The sequence below is a fragment of the Oceanobacillus sp. MO10714A genome (genome assembly GCF_037072045.1).
Classification (GTDB): Bacteria; Bacillota; Bacilli; order Bacillales; family Amphibacillaceae; genus Oceanobacillus; species Oceanobacillus indicireducens.
In genome coordinates, this window is the sequence record NZ_JAXHDC010000003.1 from 111,286 (window position 1) to 129,509 (window position 18,224).

An 18,224-nucleotide genomic window follows, 5' to 3' on the forward strand; every position below is an offset into this window, starting at 1 on the left:
TGTTATAACCATCAATGATTGTTTCATATCCTTCTACCGGGACTTCTTCAATCGTGTAGATAATCTCTTTACCAGCACTGTACTTCGGCAAGCCTGTAAATTGATAGCTCCAGTCTTCTGCCTCCGTCGCATTCATGCTCGCAACAACTTCACCGTTTGCCAAGAGATCAACTGTAATCTCTTCCGGTCGGTCATTCGCTTGGTTGTCACCATCGAGCCACGTCTTCTCACCGGAAATAGTAATGGTTTCTGGTGTGTAGCTGTTTGAAATAATGATGTTGCCATGATTTTCATCATTGATTTCTGTATCATACTCCGGTACTTCTGTTAATTCTTCTACAGAGTAAACAATCGTTTCGCCTGCAGCTTTCTCGTCAAGCTTAGTCCAAGTATGCGTCCAGTTATTCTCTTCTGATAATTCAACAGGGTCACCGATCGTATCACCATTTGCTGTTAACTGTACTTCGATAGCATCAGGGCGTTTGCCATCTTGATTATCTTTATCTTGCCAATTTTTAGTAACCGTGACACTTGTCTGTCCAGGTGTGTAATGGTTTTTAATATTATAACCATCAATTTCTGTTGTATATTTGTCTACTGAGTTTTCAGTAACGGTATATACAATTTCTTCACCGGCATTATATTTCGGTAAGTCTGTGAAGCTGTATTTCCACTTGTCTTCTGCAGTTACCTCAGCAGAATCAACTTGCTCACCATTTGCTAGTAAATTTACAGTGATGGAATCTGGACGTTTACGATCTTGGTCGTCACCATCATTCCATGTTTTTGCTCCAGAAACTTTAGTTACCTCAGGTGTGTAGCTGTTTGTGATGATAATGTTACTGTGATCCTCATCATTCACTGCCATATCATATTCCTCTAGTTCTGATATTTCTTTTACGGAATACTTGATTGGTTTTCCATCACTATTTAATGGTAGCTCTGACCATGTGTGAGTCCAATTATTTTCCTACGTTAACTCGATTGGTTCACCAAATGATTCGCCATCTGCCGTTAATTGTGCTTGAATGCTTTCTGGACGATTACCATCCTGGTTATTCGCATCATCCCAATGCTTCGTCACAGTGACTACTGTTTCTTCTGGTGTGTAGCTGTTCGTAATATTATAGCCGTCAATTTCTTGAGAATAATCTTCTACCGTACTCTCTGTAACGGTGTAGGTAATTTCTTTTCCAGCTTTATATTTTGGCAAACCTGTAAAACTGTACTTCCAATTGTCTTCTTCTGTTACTTCAACAGAATCAAGTTGCTTACCATCTGCTAAAAGATTTACCGTAATAGTTTCTGGGCGATTACCATCTCGGTTATTGGCGTCATCCCATTTTTTTGTGCCTTCTACATTAATTAATTCCGGTACATGGGTATTTGTAAGCTTGAAATCAAATGGATTTTCTTCATTAACTTCTACTTCACTTTCATAACCCTTAACAGCTACTTCCTCGATTGTGTAGGTGATTTCATTCCCTGCACGGTCTGTTGCTGGTAATTCAGTGAATGCACCTTCCCAGCCGTTTTCTGCATTTAGAGTTAATTCAAGATCTGTTTCCTCATTATTTGCAAGCAGTTTCACTTTGATAAAATCAGGACGCAAGCCGTCTTGGTCATTTGCATCTACCCATTCCTTATTCACAGAGACAGTTACTTGTTCAACCTGATATTCGTTTGTAACAGTTAAGCCATCTCCTGATATTGTCTTCTTAAAATTGTCTGGAACCTGAACTTCATCAACCGTGTAATCATATACCTTTCCATCAATATCTGTTACATCTAAATCAGTCCAAGTATATTCTGTTTCTCCATCTTCTAAGGTAACAGGTTCACCATAGGCTTCCCCACCTCTATATAATTGAAGCTGGATAGAATCTGGTCTAACGGATTCTCCGTCCTTCCATACCTTAGTTCCAGTTATATCTGTTTTTTCCTTTGTATTCTCAAAATCTACTTCAAAAACTTTTTTGTTGTTACCATATGGTTCATCCACGTTCATTTCTATTTCTTCATTTGATAAAACATATCCATTTGGTGACTCCACCTCTATAAGATAATAGGTTCTAAGAGGCAAGTTACCTATTTCCAGAACACCATTTTCTGTAGTGAATTCATCTCCAAATTGGACTCTTTCACCATTTAAGTCAAACTCAAGGATAAAGGTAGCTTCATTATTTGCAATTACTTCTTCTTCCTCAGAGTCTACCTTTGTAACCACAATTGCTCCTCTTTTTGGGTTAAATTCTCCGCCTACCCAAGAAAATTCTCTTGCACTTATACGTTCAGATTCAACCGTTTTTTCATCGATGCCAGTTCCTTTAAAACTAACAGTATTGTTAACTTCACCATCTGTTTCTGTTACAACAGTTGTGTAGTTTAACACTAAGGTCTCTTCTAGATCATCTAATAATTTGATTTCTAATATGGTCTCGTCATTCTCATTTACGGTTACTTCAAGAGAGTAATCTTCGCCTTTCACTAAAGTGGGTTCACCCAATTTAGTGATTTTCAGACTGTCTTCAACGTAAACTAATCCGGGACTTATCGTATCTGTAATGACAACATCCTGCAAGATAGTTGATAGACCTTCATTCACAGTAACTTGCCAGTCAATTTCCTCTCCGGTGAAAACTTGATTACCGTCCAGTCCAATCGTTCCTTTTTCCAGGAATCGATTATGTTTGTCATAATTAACCGTTCCTGAGTAAAGATATTCATCCCCGCCAACTTTAACTTTTGCGTTGTTTGTGTATTTTGGTTGCGAAATATTTGGAACTGTTGTTGTAAATTCGATGACATATCTTTCTTTTACTTCAAAATTATCATTAAATGTTAAAGTGAACTCATCACCTTCAACGGTAACTGTATAGTCATCTATCTCAGGTCCTGTAATGTTTGTTCCACCATTAGCAGCTACCTCATAGACTGATACTTTGATACTGTTTGGATCAATCGTTCCTTCATAAGCCAATGTATCTGTAATGACAACACCCGGTCCAAGGTTTTGCTTTTGGTAGTTCGTATATAGCTGCCAAGCAATTTTTCTTTCTGAACCACTTTGCCAGCCATCAACCAGGTTTCCTTTACTGTCTTTGCGGACACGTTGGCCTTCTTTTTTACCACTGTTCCAAGAATCTTCTCTCACTGTTGTTTGTGCATCTCTCTCTACTGTAAAATCATTATTATTTACAGTTTTTCCGATGAATGTAGCTTGGTTTTTATAAATTCTCGCTTGGTTTTCTTCACCTATATGCGGATCTGGATTATGACCTTCAACTTCTAATTGTGGATCATATGACGTTTTATACGTTATATTAACCTGAGCATTTAACGGTAAGCTATCTCCAGAAAATTCAAGTATAAATCCCTTGTGATAGCCAGTCTCTTCCCCCTCTGTATTTGGCGATAAATTATAATCTATACCTTCTTTAAGAGTTTGATTTCCAATGGTTACTTTTAGTGTTTCCGGTAACAGTATCAACCCTTTGTTAGGAAAGGTGTCAACTATTTTTAATTCAGCTATATCTTCTCTTATTGGATTAACTGTAAGATTCCAATCAATAGTTTTCTCGTTATAATCTATCCCACCAAATTTTTTGGCAAAGCTATTTGCTGGGGGCGTTATTTCATGATTATCACCAGGTGTACCTTCACCGATGCCATCACCTTCCATAAAAGCGGCATTGTCAAAGTTATCGATCTTAAAGTTTTCAATTTCAGTTGTATAGGTAATTTTAATATGTTTGTCACCAATATTTCCTAAGTCTATTCTAACTTTCTGTTTTCCATCATCTGCATCTGAAATTGTTATACTTTCAGCCGTAATTTCATTTCCTTCTTCATCTTTTATAAGAATATCATCTTCAGAAATGTTCAATCCCGCTGGAATCAAATCGGTTACAACAACATTATTTACTGGATGTTTCGCTTTATTAACATCAATCGTCCAAGTAAGTGTTTTATTGTCATAATCTACATTGGAGTTTCCTGATTTTTCAAGGAGTGACTGTCTCGAATACTCTACCTTCGCATCATCTTCCCCTATTTTCATTTCTCCATCGTATAATTCAGTGTGATTCGTAAATTCATTGTCAAGTTGATAATCCCCATCATTAACTTTTGACCAGTCGATATTTGTGCTAAATGTAATTTGATAAATTTCATCAGATCCTACTTGACCTAAATTGATTGGGAACTTCTCAGCACTTCTTTCTTCTATCCAATTCCAATTGCTATTAAACTTATGAACTTTTATAGATCCTTCTACTAAACTCAATTCATCTGGTAGTTCATCCCTTACAATTGCCTCATCAATCTCACCACCAGATTCATTAACTATAATCGTCCAGTCTATTTGTCCAGTTTTATCATTATACACTCCACTTTTTTCTATTGGATTGCTTCGCTCAAGTCCACCTACAGTTGTCTCCGCATGTAATTCCGAACCTTCATAAGAAAACAATGCGTCATTTGTAAAACTATCAATCGTATAATCTTCTATCGTTGTTGTATATTGAATTCTATAACCTTGGTATGGTGCTATATTTTCAAATTCAATATTAAATTTATTGCCATCCACTTGCGGATTTGCATTAAATTCATCACCAACGCGCTTATCTCCATTCAATCCAACAGATAATTTATTGATAACAAAATCTCTTGGTACACCTAAGCCATCTGGAATAACATCCTCTAAAGTTGCATTTGTCATTGGTTCCTCATGGTCATTCATAATATCGATTGTCCAAGTTATTTCTCTTGCATTCAAATCTCGATCAGGATGACCTTCTTTTGTGATAGCACTAATATCCCCTTTTGGTTTTGCAATGACCGTAAGTGTTTTATCACTTTTATCATTAAAATGGATCTCTTGTATTGTATTTTCTTGGAATTTTTCTAAATTAAATTGTAAATTTAAACCTACAAAGCCGTTTTGAACAGCACTATCTTCAATATTTTCATTAAAGACAAATCTAAGTTCGCCATCAATAATACTATACTCTCCAACATTTACACCGTCAGTTATTATTGGTTGATTTGTTATATTAACCTGTTTAAATATGTCCGGAAGCTGCATCGATACGGTGTCACCGCTTTTAGCATGGTTGTCTGTTTCCCAATGAAATTCTATTTGGACTACAGTACCGTCATCTATATCAATGATAGAACCGTCTTCTATCTCATTACCATCAAATGTAAAGCTTTTAAAGGTAAAGATATTCTCCAATTCAGCAAACGTACCAGCTGTTCTTTCCTTCTCCTCTTTCTTTTCTGCTGATTTATCTTCTGAATCTTTTTCATCAGTAAGTTCTTCATCTTCCACATTTGCTATATCTTGCTCAGTGGAATCCTCTTCAGATGTTTCTTCGTTTCCCACTTCCTCTGAAGCTTCCTCGTCTTCTTCAAGAGTTTCTTCTACCACATTAACCTCCTCTTCAGGATTTGTTGTAGATTCATCTTCCTCTTCAGCAACTTCTTCTGAGCTAACATCTTCACTTTCCACATGTAGCTTCGTCGCCTCCACAACAAATTCTCCCTTAGCGTATGGATATTCTTCCGTTGCTTCCTCGAAGGTTACCACTACGGTATTGTTTGTTGTAGCTGCATATTCCCCAATATCCACTCCCTCTTTCGTAAGAAGTCTTCCTGTTTGATTCTCATCTATTGACAGATCATCAGAAAGTTGAAGCGAGTCCGTGTTTCCTGGTTCAATCTCTAGATGTTCGATGGACCAATTAATTTGTACGTCGACCAATTCAACTGTTCCATGCCAGGAATCCTGTTGTTCGCCTGTCTCTTCGGCCACAATACCGGTAAAGACAGAGTCATTATAACCTGTTGCAAAAATCTGGCCCGGATAAGCAAAACTGCTTAGCAAGGTTTGAAACAGTAACATTACTGCGAACAATATACTGATTCTACTGCCCATTTCCCTAGACATTCCTCGTATCCCTTTCCCTTCATTTTTTACCAAACCTAAGTATAGATATGCTTTCTAAACAAAAACTATACAAATCTTTTGAAGGCCATCGAAATTATTCGAATTATGAGTACAAGGAACTATCTTGGCGGTGAGTATTTAATGAAAAACCTTTGTCCTTTATAGAGAACGGTCTAACAGCTTATTGTTCACATCAAAAAAAGTCCCAACTCCTAAAGAGCTGGGACTCCAAATCTTCCTTATTATATACTTTCTTCCTTTCACTCAGCACACTTCACCCTCCTTCCGCACCTGTTCCACCAAAACAAGCGATTCTTAACGATAATCCATAAAAAAAGGAGCCTCTCGCTCTGCAGCGACGGTTCCTCCTATTTAATGACTAAACGTTTAAATTTATTAGATATATGAAATAAAAATGATTGCTTTGGTATGGTGCGTTCACCCAGGACTAGCTGGGGTGCCGGAAGCGGTTGTAAGCTTTCTCTGTAATATTTTAGTTTCCCGTAGTAGATCAGTTTGTTTTCCAATGACTTCCGGATATCATACGGTGTTATAAAATAGGTCGGCTTTTCAAAATTGAATTTCGCTGAATCTTGGACTACAGTCGCCACAAATTGGGAACAGAATAAGGCCGAACGCCGTTTTATTTTAACTCGGAACAGAACACCGAACAATCCGATGAAATTATAACGATATTCATGCTGCCTCATCTCTATCTCTTGTATTTTCCTCACCATCGTTCGGTATTCTTCTTCACTGACCGTTTGTGAATAAACGGCACAGTTCGCGTTTGCCATGAAGTCACTCGTTATATCCTCTTGGACAAACCCACCAATAAATGGATTTTTAGGCCGTTTCCTACCAAAACTATATACTGTTGTAAAATCCTTCGTAAAGGATATGGAGACATGATTCAAATCCCGCCTCGTAAAGAAGTTGATCACTTTTGCTAAACTGGTTCCCGTATCTGTAAATAGAAAATAAATCTCTCTTTCTTTCATTATCATTCCCCCTTTCTTCAGTCCATATAAAGAGGCGAGCTACAATCTACTATTACACAAAAATCATTTTTCGCCAAGTTCTTTTTTTAACCATTTTATTATTTTTTTCGGGTACTTGTTCAATCCCTGTTAAAATGCGTAAGACAAGCGATTTTTCATTGACGAATCCCTTCAAATAACGTAAGCTTACTGTGGATAGTTACGATTAATACGAATCGTGCAGGTTGTTCGTTTTAAACAGCCTGGATTTTTTATAATGGAGGATTTATATGATTACAGTTACAAATGTCAGCTTACGTTTCGGCGATAAGAAGCTGTTTGAAGATGTCAATTTGAAATTTACTCCAGGTAACTGTTATGGAGTAATTGGTGCGAATGGTGCAGGTAAGTCCACTTTTCTTAAAATTTTATCCGGCGAGATTGAGCCTCAGACTGGAGGAGTGTCCCTTACTCCTGGCCAGCGGCTTGCTGTATTAAAACAGGATCACTTCGCTTACGAAGAATATCCAGTGCTTGAAGTCGTTTTAATGGGTCATAGTAAATTATACGAAGTAAAGCAAGAAAAGGATTCAATTTATATGAAAGAAGACTTCTCTGAAGCTGATGGAATTCGAGCTGCTGAGCTTGAGGGCGAATTCGCGGAAATGAACGGCTGGGAAGCAGAGTCTGATGCTGCAATTCTTTTGAAAGGATTAGGTATTGGTGAAAAGCTTCATGATAAGTTGATGTCCGAGCTTGCTGATGATGAGAAGGTTAAAGTCCTGCTTGCCCAAAGTTTATTCGGGAATCCTGATATTCTCTTACTTGACGAGCCGACGAACGGTCTTGATATCCAAGCGATTCAGTGGTTAGAAGAATTCCTGATCAACTTTGAGAATACCGTCATTGTCGTCTCCCACGATCGTCATTTCTTGAACAAAGTTTGTACTCATATTGCTGACGTAGACTTCGGTAAGATTCAGATTACGGTCGGAAACTATGACTTCTGGTATGAATCGAGTCAATTAGCGGCACAAATGGCAGCCGACGCCAATAAGAAAAAGGAAGAGAAGATTAAAGAGCTCCAAGCCTTTATCGCTCGTTTTAGTGCGAATGCCTCGAAGTCAAGGCAGGCGACTTCCCGGAAAAAGATGCTTGATAATATTACGCTTGATGATATCCAGCCTTCTTCGAGAAAATATCCATATGTTGCTTTCACACCGGAGCGGGAAATCGGGAATGACTTACTGCGCGTAGAAGGGTTAACGAAGAAAATTGGCGATACGGTCGTGCTTGATAATGTAAGCTTCATCATGAATAAGGATGATAAGATTGCACTCGTCGGCCGCGATGATATTGCGAAAACGACATTGTTTAAAATTTTAATGGGTGAAATGGAACCAGATGCTGGGACATTTAAATGGGGCGTGACGACTTCCCGGTCCTATTTCCCAAAAGACAACTCAGAGTACTTCGAGGGAGTAGAATTGAATCTTGTTGACTGGCTCCGGCAATACTCACCAGAGGACCAAACAGAAACATTCCTCCGTGGCTTCCTAGGGAGAATGCTGTTCTCCGGAGAACAGGCGTTGAAGAAGGCGAAGGTCCTTTCCGGTGGAGAAAAAGTTCGCTGCATGCTTTCGAAAATGATGCTTTCCAATGCGAACGTGCTTCTCTTGGATGAGCCGACCAACCACCTGGATTTAGAATCGATTACGTCCCTAAACAATGGATTGATCAAATTTAAAGGCTCCATGCTGTTTACATCTCATGACCATCAATTTGTGGGTAGTATCGCGAACCGCCTGATTGAAATTACACCAAGCGGAATCGTCGATAAACAGATGAGCTACGATGATTATGTGCGTGATCAAGCATTGCAGAAAGAAATCGATAAAATGTATGCATAAGATGAACGTTCCTCTTTTTATGGAGGGACGTTTTTCGTATTGCATCATACTGTAATAGCGATTTGTGCTCGGGTGCACTTCTAATCGATTGAGGGAACTGACTTTAGCGGTGGCTCGAGCGGATAGAACTTCTGTAAACAACAGAAGAAACGGCGTCAGTAGCAGTTCAGCTATTAGAGCACTACCAATCAACCAAAGGAACGATGTCTGCAGCTGTTCAAGCCATTAGAGCACTACCAATCAACCAAAGAAACAGCGTCTGCAGCTATTCAACTACAAAAGTATTTCAACAAGAAAAAGACATGAACGAAATACACACGTATTTCTTCATGTCTTTTTTCTGATTCGCTTAATCTCAAGATACATAGTTTAACCCTAATTTATTACTTAACAGCTCAAGCATTTCCTTCGCCATTTTTTCCAAATCATAATTATATTTAAATCCCCACTCTTCTCTAGCCGCTGTTGCGTCAAGGCGGTTCGGCCAGCTATCCGCAATCCTTTGCCGGACCGGGTCGACTTCATAAGTCATCTGGAAATCCGGGATATACTGTTGAATCACCTCCCCGAAATCTTCTGGGGCGGCGGAGAATGCTGTAATATTAAATGCGTTTCGGTGAATGAGTTTATCCGGATCTGCTTCCATTAAATCAATCACCGCCTGAAGCGCATCGGGAAGATACATCATATCCATATACGTCCCCTCAGCAATATAGCACTTATATTTTTTATTTTTCAGTGCTTCATAGAATATCTCGACAGCATAATCGGTCGTGCCTCCTCCTGGCAATGTTTTGGAAGAAATGAGTCCAGGATAACGAACACTTCTCGTATCAACACCATAACGCTCGAAGTAATAGTCCGCGAGTAGCTCTCCCGCCACTTTATTAATCCCATACATCGTGGTAGGCCGTTGCAATGTTTCCTGTGGGGTGTTTTCCTTTGGTGTTTTCGGACCAAAGGCACCGATGGAACTTGGTGTGAAAAACTTTAGATTAAGCTCGCGAGCAACTTCTAAGGCGTTTACCAAGCCGCCCATGTTTAATCTCCAGGCAAGCCTTGGCGTTTCCTCTGCTTTAAATGATAATATTGCAGCTAAGTGCAGCACCGTATCCACTTGATGCTTTTTCGCAGTTTCATAGAGATGCTTCTCATCCATGACATCTACTATTTCAAATAAGGAATCTTCTGACCCATCTTGCGGTTTCTTAATATCTGTCGCAACCACATTATTTTCTCCATAAAGCTCTCGTAGTTTAATCACCAATTCCGAACCGATTTGGCCGCATGCGCCTGTTACGAGAATTTTTTTCATGGCAAAATTCCTTTCACTCTTTTTCTATATCTATATTCTTCTTATTCAATCATGCCCATCTCTTTCCCAATTCTTTTATAAACTTCAATCGCCTCATCAAGCATTTCCTTCGTATGTGCTGCTGTTGGCATATTGCGGACACGTCCAGTACCCCGCGGAACCGTCGGGAAGACAATCGATTTTGCATAGACACCAGATTCAAACAAACGTTTGCTGAATTCCTGTGTCACTTTCTCCTCGCCGATAATGACTGGGGTGATTGGTGTTTCACTATTCCCAATATCAAAGCCTAACTTTTTCAATTCCGCTTTCAAATAAGCACCATTTTCCCAAAGCTTCTCAACTAATTCATTGCTTTCCATTAATAGTTCGATTGCCTTTGTACTCGCTGCTGCATCTGCCGGGGTAACTGCTGTCGAGAATAAAAACGGACGAGAAGCGACCTTCAACCAATCAATCAGGTTTTGTTTCCCTGCTACATAACCTCCGACAACGCCAATTGCTTTTGATAACGTCCCCATCTGCAGGTCAACTTTATCCTGGAGACCGAAATGTTTTACTGTTCCGGCACCGTTTCCAAGTACACCAGACCCGTGAGCATCATCGACATATGTGATGAGGTCTAGTTCTTCCGCAATCTCCACGATTTCAGGAAGTTTTGCAATGTCCCCATCCATTGAAAAAACGCCGTCCGTTATGACCATAATTTTATTATATTTACCAGACTCAACCGCTTCCTTTGCTTGCTTTCGTAAGTCATTCATATCCGAATGCTTATAGCGAATGATTTTCGCTCGGGAAAGCCGGCAGCCATCAATGATCGAGGCATGGTTTAATGCATCGGATAAAATAGCGTCATCCTTGTTCATGACAGCCGAAATGGCAGCCATATTACAATTAAAACCAGACTGATAGGAAATTGCCGCTTCTGTTCCTTTAAATGCTGCTATTTTTTCTTCTAACTTCTGATGTAAATCAAGTGTGCCATTGATCGTTCGGACTGCCCCTGCTCCTACTCCATGGGTGTCAATTGCCTCTTTCGACACCACTTTAAGCGTATCGTTCGTTGCAAGTCCCAGATAGTTGTTTGAGGAAAGATTGATCAGCTTTCGGCCGCCGATTTGTATCTCCGGTCCATTCGCTCCTTCCACCGTATCAATTTCATTATATAAACCCCTGTTCTTTAAATCTGCAATATTATCACGCAGAAACTGCTCCAACGCTTTACTAGACATATGAATAAACCCTCCCTAACACAATGATGTGTGCGCTTTCTTTTCTCTCTATAAGTTTAACATAGACACGAGCAAAAGTTAAAAGCTACCCCGATTTTTTCCTCCATAAAGTGGAACTTCATTCATTGGGGGTATTACAGACCGTTAATGCGTGATAAACTTCCTGTCACTCTAATCGCATTCACCAAAGGAAATATATAAATTAAGCACAAAAGGAAAGCACCCCATTTAAATGGATGCTTTCCTTTTTATCTATGTGTTAGTATTCTAAATCTATTACTCTACAATTGTTACGTTAACAGTACGCACACCCCAGTTAGTTGCTTCGCCTTTCGATGGGACGTGAACGTCAATTTTATTTCCTTTAATTGCTCCGCCGGTATCACCTGCAATTGCGTAACCATAACCTTCTACATGAACTTTCGTACCTAAGGGAATCACACTTGGGTCTACCGCGATTACTTTAGCGTTCGGATCCTTATTCAAGTCAATGCCAGTGGCAGTAACTCCTGAACAACCATCACAACTTGCTGTATATGCAGTTGATGTTACGGAAATTGTTTTCCCCTCGGGCTTTTGTTCTTTTGTTTTATTAGATGAATCTTCTTTATTGCTGCTTGTTTGTTGTTCTGGTGCCGGTTGTGTTGCTTGTGCTTCTTCCTTCTTCGCAGCCGGTTGTTCTTCTTTTGCTTTAGGAGCCTCGCTTACCGTTTGATCGACAGCTACACCTTGGATTTCTAATTTCTGACCAATGACAATCAGTTCTGAATCCAAGTCATTCCACTCTTTTAGTTCCTCGAGGGAAACTTGATGTTCTTTTGCGATGCTGAGTAAGGTATCTCCTTGTTGTACGACGTATGTGTTATTTATATATAAAGTTTGCTTTGGTTGAATTACTGTCGTTTTTAAATCATTGACTTGGACAAGTTTGTCAACCGTTGTATTGTACTCATTTGCGATATCCCATAGGTTTTCTCCTGATTGAACTTCGTGCTGTTCTGCTGAAGCAGTAGTTACAGCTGCACTTGACAAGACTAATCCCGTCACTAAAGCCGCTACTATTTTCTTCAAATCAATTCCTCCTTAATTTCTGACAGTCACTATAGTACCACAGGAAAAAGAGGAATACAGTTACAAGAGAATTAAGAGTCCGTGACAGGAGTTACAGTTTTCCTACATAATCGTCTAGGTGTAATGTTCTTGAAATATTAGCAGGTGTAAGCATAAACGTATATTACAATGTTACAAAGAAAAGACAGGGAGTATAAAACATCCCTGTCTTTGTCCTTACATGAGGAACCACAAAATGGAAATGCTGCAGATAACTAACTTTGCTAGCGCTAGCCACGTCCGCTCTGTAAGGCGCTTCTGCCTTTGTTCTTTAATTGAATAATCCTTTAAAGAAATTGCTCAATGCTCCAAACATCTCGGAGAAGAAGTTGGCAACTTTTTTCCAGAATCCTTCATCAAGGCCTAGCTCTTCAGCCCGTTCAGCAACACTTTTTGCGATATCCTTTAATTGATCACGCACACTACCGAAGTCAATATCCAATTCGCGCATCCGGTCCACTAGGTTGATCAACATTTGTCTGTCTTCATCACTTAAATTGATTTCCAGTCTACTTAATTGTTCCGACACAATTTCTTCTACTTCTTCCCGCGTTACCGGGTTCTGTTCAGCGATCATTTGCTTAATTTCCGTTAAAAGATGAGCGACATCTTCTTCTGAGACGTCTTCATTTTCGGCAAGATCTGTCGCTACAACGAGCTCATCATTCGCAAGCTCCATCCGCTCCTTATCGAGCTCTACCCCTTCCACATCATACGCTTTATAAATACCAGTTAGTGCCGAGTGTCCGGTTACCGCAACTGGCGAGACGACATCGACTGTCACATTTTCAGCACCGGCAGTAAGCAGTGCGTTCTCGTACATTTCACTTGTTACCTTTGTAATGTTTCCTGGTGTCAAGATATTAACGACGAGCCCTTCTCCGCCATTCTCCATCGTAATCAGTGCAGAAGAATACATATTCGCATTTGGGTTCCCGTTAATGTAATTCGCATAATCTTGTCCGGTTACATCATGTTCTTCCACCGCAGCATTCTCACCAAGCTTTAATGCAGCCCGAACTTCCTGACGCTGGGACTCTGAAAGTTTCTCCCCATAAATGAGGATGCTCTCAGATACGGCCCCTGCAGGTGTAGCAAGGCCGACCAATAATACTGCTATTAATAGAAGGGATAATATCGATTTTGTTAGTTTTCGCATTGTAAGCACTCCTTTAGTAGAGAAGTTAACTGTCTTCTTCCCTTGCTCCCTATTTACAGAAAGGGAACTTGCACTTATTATACCTTTTCTCTGGAAAAATGAACACTAAAAAATAGCCGCCCTCCTATTTTGGATCTTTAAGTAGAACTGGATATAAGATTACTCCATCAAAAAATTCCAGGAATATGGATAGCTAGATAAGGAGATTTAACAACCAGCAATGGCCCGATTAGTTCATGTAACATTCAAAGGAAAGATCCTCTAAATGAAGTTTCACTGTATGAGCTAATCCCTTTATTTTTACTTCGGGATACGTTATATTTAGAGTAACGAAACATTTCGTTGGAAGGAAGGGCATTACAAATTAGTTATCATCGAATAACAAATCGGAATTTGGCAATCATGTGGTTTGCTAACTTTTTTGTTAGCGGAAGTATGACAATGGTAGTTCCATTTATTTCATTGTACATCGCTTCAATGGGTAATTTCTCTGATGCGTATGTGCAAACGTGGTCAGGACTGACATTTGCAGTTACGTTCATTACTGCATTTATCTTTTCACCAATCTGGGGTAAAATTGGCGACCGTTACGGAAGAAAAAAGATTTTGATCATGTCCGCCGTTGGGATTGGACTATCTGTACTATTGATGGGGTTTGCCACAACAGTTTGGCAGCTTTTTTTATTGCGATTAATTATGGGAATTGTGACAGGCTTCATTCCAATGTCCCAGGCGCTTATAGCTGTTCAAACACCAAAAGAAACAGCTGGTAAAGTACTCGGAACCTTACAGACAGGTAGTGTCACCGGTGCATTAATGGGACCAATGCTCGGCGGGGCTCTAGCAGATGCGTTTGGATTTACGAATACATTCAAATGGGTATCCGTTACAATCTTCATCTCTGCTATTCTCGTATTCTTCGTTAAAGAAGTGCAAATTAAAGTTTCAAAAGATGAACGAGATTATAAAACATATACTAGTAAAGAAGTGCTGAAGCATATTATCAGTAGACCGGTTCTGCTTGTTGTTATGTTGTTATCGTTACTCATACAAGTGGCGCATTTCAGTATCCAGCCAATCCTCTCTTTATTCGTAGAGGAAATTCATGGACCTGTGAACATCGCCTTTTTCGCCGGGATGGCATTCTCGGCAGCCGGACTCGGGAATCTTCTGTTTTCGCGCAGATTAGGTAAGCTCGGTGATAAGGTTGGTCATGTAAAAGTACTAACGGTACTCTTATTCGCTGCAGGGCTTGTCTATTTACCAGGCGCCTTAGTCTCAAGTGTATGGCAACTTGTTATTCTAAGATTCCTGCTTGGTGTCGCTCTCGGTGGAATTGTGCCACTTAGGATCGCTTATATCCGGCAAGCCGCTCCATTATCGATGCAAGGGGAAGTGCTTGGTTACAATACAAGTCTTCGGTTTTTAGGTAACGTCATCGGACCTGCACTCGGTGGTCTGATTGCAGCATCATTCGGTTTCTCTGCCGTCTTCTATATTACAAGCGGACTACTTATTCTAAGTGGTGTCATCATGCTCTACACATGGTACACATCCGAATACGAAGAAAAAGATTCGAAACTGTTTTCCATTCTTAAACAATAAATAGACGAATGAAATAGAGGCTGGGACATAACTATTCTAATATGAATTAAATCCGAACAAAACTGCTAACTAGCTCCGGGAATATACGGAGACTCCAGCAGGAGGAAAGGCATCGGTGAGACCCCGCAGGGCGGCAGCCCGAGGAGGCTCACCAGCCGCCTGCGGAAAGCGTAGTATATTCCCGGAGCGGTTGTTGATGCTCTTTCTTATAATTTGTTCGGATTTATAACCATACTAAGAAGTTATGTCCCAGCCTCTTTCCATGCAGAATTATTGCATTTAGACAAGCTTCCGATTATACTAGCAACAATAATAGGACAACATAGGCGTACAATTTTAGCCTACAAGAGAAAGTGTGATGGAAATGGGAATTGTTGTCGTAGAAATTTGCGATGGAAATACCATTACGTTAGTCGATGTGGAAGGTATTTTAGAATCCGAATTTCCGGAAGTTGCAGTCATCATGAATGAATGCTTGAACTTCTGCGGATTATGTGCCGTCCGCCCGTATGCATTAGTCAATAACAAGCGAGTCTTCGGGAAGACACCTGAAGAATGTCTTGATAAAATAAGAGTTGCCATAAAAGAAGAACTTGCTCAATATGAATGAGCAAGTTCTTCTTTTTTCGTTGCTACGCCTCACAGGATGTGCTAGTGCAAACGCTCCTCGGTGGGACGAGTAATCGCAGTTCTAGGTGTTGCGAAACGAATCGCGTTTTTAACCTGCAAGGGAACTTTCGACTTTGTTCGTCATTTCCCAGGAAATAATTTGGTCCCTTTTGTAGAAAAAAACCGGCGCTTATCTCGTATTAACGGTCTGTAATATCCCTTCCTCTAAACATAAGGGTAACCCAATAGGTGGAGGCTGGGGATAAACAGTCCGTAAATCCCTGATTCTGTTCAACTACCATTCAGTGGAGGAGGTAAAGATACCTCACTGAATGAGTTTCACTTTATAAGCTTGCCTGCAAAATTTCCAAGGAATCTTGTTTATTCAGTTCCTTGAACACTCCATATTCCGGACGAACGACGAATGAGGTATAAGTTGGGTCAAGAATAGAAAGCCTCCTTGATTACCCGATATGCACAATGCAATCAATTTCCACTAGAACATCTTTCGGTAACCGGCTCACTTCAATTGTAGCTCGTGCCGGATAAGGCTCGATTAAGTATGAACCATAAACTTCATTCACCGAGCCAAAGTGTTCCATAGAGCTTAAATAAATCGTAAATTTAACCGCTTGGGAAAAATCGGTTTCCGCTTCCCTTAAGATTGCCTTCAGATTTTCCATTACTTGTTCTGTCTGTTTCTCAATACCTTCTGCGATCTCCCCTGTTTCCGGATCGACTGGAATCTGTCCGGAAATATATAGGAATTCTCCTGCTTGAATCGCTTGTGAATATGGTCCAATTGCTGCTGGTGCATTTTCTGTGTGAATTGCTTTTACCAATGTAAATTCCTCCTTTTTCTGCAACTAATTCTATTCTATCATTATACTAATTATCTTTCGATTCGAATAAGTCTTTTTCTCGGAATCTTCCATAACGATAATATAAAAATGCAAAAATACTGCTAATCATAAAGCTTACACCCATCCCCATCGCAATCCCTGTTTCACCGAACCACTTAGAGAAGAGCCAAGTAAGCGGATAACGCAACACCCAAAAGGATAATAAATTTAAGATGAGCACTTGATACATCGCTCCTGCTGCCCGTACAACTCCATTTAAAATAAAGTTAATTCCTAAAAATGGATAACAGAGTGCAATAATCGATAAATATCTGGCACCGAAATCAACCGAGGCCTCATCGCGCGTAAACAATTTGATTCCATATTCACCAAATAAAATAATGAATATGCCAATCGTAACCATAATCGCAAAGTTAAATAACACACCGTATTTTGCAATTTTGTCTACCCGTTTCCAGTTTCTTACTCCTATGTTTTGTCCTGCCATGCTCGTTATAGCTGTACTTAATGCTTGTGCGGGGAGCATAATAATACTATCGAGACGTTGCGCACTTGTAAACCCGGCAACAACCGGTCCTCCAAATGACGTAACGACACTCATGATTGCAGCGGAACCGGCTGAAATAACCGCCATCTGCAGACCAGATGGAATACCAAGGTGAAAGATCAGACGAATATCTTTTATAGCAGGAATGGTTGGAACGGTAAACGGTGACAAGCGCTCACGTCTCATATGAAAGAATCCATATAGAAATGCAAGTCCCTGAGACACAATCGTTGCATAGCCAGCCCCTTGAATTCCCCAGCCAAACGCCGAAATAAATAACGGATCAAGGACAACGTTTGCAAGTACGGCGACTGTTACAAACCGAAGTGGCGTCTTACTATCACCAAGTGCACGCATGACCGTACTGATGAAGTTGTACCCAAATAAAAATAAAATCCCCATGAAATTAATTTGGAGATACGCTTTTGCATCCTGTAACATCGTTTCCGGCGTGCCTAATAGATTTAATAATTGTTCGGCGAAGAAGAAACCAATGATACCGAGGAGGACAGCGAGTGAGGCCAAAAGCACAACAAATGCGTTCAAATAGCGCTTCAAGCCATCATCATTCTGCTTCCCCTTTTGCTGGGAAAGAATTGTGAGCGCCGCATTATTTAATCCGATGATAAACGCAAGGACAGTGAACAAAATCGTACTAGATATTCCAATTGCTCCAAGCGAAGTTGCGCCAAGTAAGTTACCAACCCATAAACTATCGATAAATTGATAGGATGTCTGCAGTAAATTCGTGAGCAGAATCGGCCAGGAGAAATAGAATAACTGCTTTAAAATATTTCCTTCCGTAAAGTCATATTGCCTTGTCATATCCAACCAGCCTTTATATCAATATTTAGTCTACCCTTCATGATACCGAATTACAGACCGTTAATGCGTGATAAATATAAGTAAAAGAGAGGCTCCTGGATATCAGGGCCTCCCTT

10 protein-coding genes and 1 pseudogene are annotated in these 18,224 nt (G+C 40.0%); 3 read left to right on the top strand and 8 right to left on the bottom strand.

Annotated features, from left to right (window positions below; all coding sequences use genetic code 11):
- Nucleotides 1-4: 4 nt before the first annotated feature.
- Both SPD53_RS04320 and SPD53_RS04325 read right to left on the bottom strand, forming a co-directional pair.
- Nucleotides 5-5,950, bottom strand: a pseudogene (locus tag SPD53_RS04320) (Cna B-type domain-containing protein); the annotation flags it as partial.
- 368 nt (nt 5,951-6,318) lie between these two features.
- The gene (locus SPD53_RS04325; RefSeq protein ID WP_336251736.1) at nt 6,319-6,951 is read right to left on the bottom strand and encodes a hypothetical protein; all 633 of its coding nucleotides are present in this window, start codon (nt 6,949-6,951) and stop codon (nt 6,319-6,321) included.
- A gap of 269 nt (nt 6,952-7,220) precedes the next feature.
- Between SPD53_RS04325 and SPD53_RS04330 the strand changes: the two genes are divergently transcribed.
- Nucleotides 7,221-8,840: an ABC-F family ATP-binding cassette domain-containing protein gene (locus tag SPD53_RS04330; protein WP_336251737.1), complete on the top strand. Its 1,620-nt coding sequence runs from the start codon at nt 7,221-7,223 to the stop codon at nt 8,838-8,840.
- 355 nt (nt 8,841-9,195) lie between these two features.
- Here the strand turns inward: SPD53_RS04330 and SPD53_RS04335 are convergent, their stop codons facing one another.
- The 4 genes from SPD53_RS04335 to SPD53_RS04350 all read right to left on the bottom strand — a co-directional run bounded on the left by SPD53_RS04335 (nt 9,196) and on the right by SPD53_RS04350 (nt 13,659).
- On the bottom strand, nt 9,196-10,155 hold the full coding sequence (locus tag SPD53_RS04335; RefSeq protein ID WP_336251738.1) for an L-threonine 3-dehydrogenase: 960 nt from the start codon (nt 10,153-10,155) through the stop codon (nt 9,196-9,198).
- A 41-nt stretch (nt 10,156-10,196) separates the two neighbouring features.
- Nucleotides 10,197-11,390 (bottom strand): glycine C-acetyltransferase, encoded by a 1,194-nt coding sequence (locus SPD53_RS04340; protein WP_188855830.1) that lies wholly within the window; start codon nt 11,388-11,390, stop codon nt 10,197-10,199.
- Between the two features lie 276 nt (nt 11,391-11,666).
- Nucleotides 11,667-12,461, bottom strand: a complete 795-nt coding sequence (locus SPD53_RS04345) for a 3D domain-containing protein (protein ID WP_188855831.1) — start codon at nt 12,459-12,461, stop codon at nt 11,667-11,669.
- Nucleotides 12,462-12,771: 310 nt separating this feature from the next.
- Nucleotides 12,772-13,659: a DUF1002 domain-containing protein gene (locus tag SPD53_RS04350; protein ID WP_336251739.1), complete on the bottom strand. Its 888-nt coding sequence runs from the start codon at nt 13,657-13,659 to the stop codon at nt 12,772-12,774.
- A 402-nt stretch (nt 13,660-14,061) separates the two neighbouring features.
- Between SPD53_RS04350 and SPD53_RS04355 the strand changes: the two genes are divergently transcribed.
- Both SPD53_RS04355 and SPD53_RS04360 read left to right on the top strand, forming a co-directional pair.
- Nucleotides 14,062-15,264, top strand: a complete 1,203-nt coding sequence (locus SPD53_RS04355) for an MFS transporter (RefSeq protein ID WP_336251740.1) — start codon at nt 14,062-14,064, stop codon at nt 15,262-15,264.
- Nucleotides 15,265-15,628: 364 nt separating this feature from the next.
- Entirely contained in the window at nt 15,629-15,874 is a 246-nt protein-coding gene (locus tag SPD53_RS04360) for a DUF1450 domain-containing protein (protein ID WP_156854121.1), read from the top strand.
- 463 nt (nt 15,875-16,337) lie between these two features.
- On the opposite strand, the gene SPD53_RS04365 is transcribed toward SPD53_RS04360, so the two are convergent.
- Both SPD53_RS04365 and SPD53_RS04370 read right to left on the bottom strand, forming a co-directional pair.
- Nucleotides 16,338-16,715, bottom strand: a complete 378-nt coding sequence (locus SPD53_RS04365) for a RidA family protein (RefSeq protein WP_336251741.1) — start codon at nt 16,713-16,715, stop codon at nt 16,338-16,340.
- Nucleotides 16,716-16,761: 46 nt separating this feature from the next.
- The gene (locus SPD53_RS04370) at nt 16,762-18,108 is read right to left on the bottom strand and encodes an MATE family efflux transporter (RefSeq protein ID WP_336251742.1); all 1,347 of its coding nucleotides are present in this window, start codon (nt 18,106-18,108) and stop codon (nt 16,762-16,764) included.
- Nucleotides 18,109-18,224: the final 116 nt, after the last annotated feature.